The organism is Streptomyces sp. LS1784 (genome assembly GCF_020103755.1).
In the GTDB taxonomy this organism is placed as follows: domain Bacteria; phylum Actinomycetota; class Actinomycetes; order Streptomycetales; family Streptomycetaceae; genus Kitasatospora.
In genome coordinates this window covers 1-1,815 of the sequence record NZ_JAHSQD010000974.1, presented here as the reverse complement: position 1 = coordinate 1,815, position 1,815 = coordinate 1, and the positions used below count along the sequence as shown (strand labels likewise).

The 1,815-nt window shown below is 71.7% G+C and carries 1 protein-coding gene; it reads right to left on the bottom strand.

The window, feature by feature from the left end; all coding sequences use genetic code 11:
• On the bottom strand, positions 1-1,441 hold a 1,441-nt coding region (locus tag KS423_RS44790; protein ID WP_224285412.1), incomplete at its 3' end, for a DEAD/DEAH box helicase.
• Positions 1,442-1,815: the final 374 nt, after the last annotated feature.

The following is a 1,815-nucleotide window of genomic DNA, read 5'->3' as shown; positions in this document are numbered from 1 at the left end:
CGGCCAGGCGGTCGGCCTCCTCGCGCAGCTCGGTGGCGCGGCGCTGCGCGCGCTCCAGCTGGCGGGTCATGTCGGCGATCTCGCGCTCGGCGGCACCGGCGATGTTGGCGGCGCTCTCGGCCTGGACCTCGGTCAGCGAACGGGCGCCGGTGATCTTGGCGACCTCCGCGTCGAAGGCGTGGTCGAGGATGTGGCGCGAGGCGTCCACGCCCGCGTCCTCCATCAGGCGGAAGACGCCGCGGCGCTGGTGCGGCAGCACCAGGGTGACAACGGCGCCGGAGCGGCCGGCCCGCGCGGTGCGGCCGGAGCGGTGCAGGTAGTCCTTGTGGTCGCCGGCCGGGTCCACGTTGAGGACCAGGTCGATGCCGTCGACGTGGATGCCGCGGGCGGCGACGTCGGTGGCGACGACGACGTTGGTGTAGCCGTCCTTGAAGTCGCCGAGGACACGGGTGCGGGCGCCCTGGGTCATGCCGCCGTGCAGCGCGTCGGCCTTCACGCCGGCCTCGATCAGCTGCTCGGCGACGCGGTCGGCGCCCATCTGGGTGCGGACGAAGATGATCGTGCGGCCCTTGCGGGCGGCGATCGCGTTGGTGATCGGCGCCTTGTCCTTGGGCTTCACCACGAGGATGTGGTGGGTCATGGTGGTGACCGCGCCGGCCGACGGGTCGACCTCGTGGGTGACCGGGTTCTTCAGGTAGCGCTTGACCAGGGTGTCGATCTCGTTCTCCAGGGTGGCGGAGAACAGCAGGCGCTGGCCGCCGGCCGGCACCTGGTCGAGGATCTCGGTGACCTCGGGCAGGAAGCCCATGTCGGCCATCTGGTCGGCCTCGTCGAGCACGACGGTCTTGACGTCGTCCAGCTTGGCGGAGCCGCGGTTGAGCAGGTCGCGCAGACGGCCGGGAGTGGCGACCAGGATGTCGACGCCACGCTCCAGCGCGTAGATCTGGTTCGACATCGAGGTGCCACCGCAGACGACCTTGAGGCGCAGGCCGAGCACCGAGCCGAACGGCTCCAGGGCGTCGGCGACCTGCATGGCCAGCTCGCGGGTCGGGACGAGGATCAGACCGCGCGGGTGCTTGGGCTTGGTGCGCTCGCCGTCGGCGAGGCGGGTGAGCAGCGGCAGGCCGAAGCTGAGGGTCTTGCCGGAGCCGGTGCGGCCACGGCCCAGCACGTCCTTGCCGGCCAGCGCGTCCGGGATGGTCGCGGCCTGGATCGGGAACGGGGTGGTGACGCCGCGCTTGGCGAGGGCGCGCACCACGTCGTCGTGCAGGCCCAGGTCACCGAAGGTGATGGTGGACCCGGCGGCCGCCTCCTCGGTGGCCTCCACGGCCTCGGCGATCACCTCGTCCGCGGCGGTGTCGATGGTGTCGGTGGTGTCGGTGACATCGGCGGCGGCCTCGTTCGCGGGCATGGCGAAGCGGGCGTCGTCAACGAGAGACATGCAGAACCTTCCGGAAGTGGCACGCGCCAAAGTCCGGGGTTCTGTTTCACAACCGCCTCTATGCGGTCAGCCACGGATCGCCGGAACGCGCCAAGGGCGCCAGATGGGATTAGGGCGCCAGTCAAATGGATCAAACGAACGATCTACCACCATAGACGAGCCTCGGGATCGGAGGCAAACCCCCTGCTCAATCCGCTAATGCCCGGCCGCGCGGGGGCTCGGGGCCGAGGAACCGGAGCTGCCGGAGGACGGGTCCGGGGCCGGTGGGACGGTCGCGGCGGGCGAGCTGCGCTCGGGCGCGGGGGTGCTCGACGGGCGGCTGCTCGGGGTGACCGAGGGCGTCCCGGCCGAACCGCCGCCGGAGCGGCCCTCCC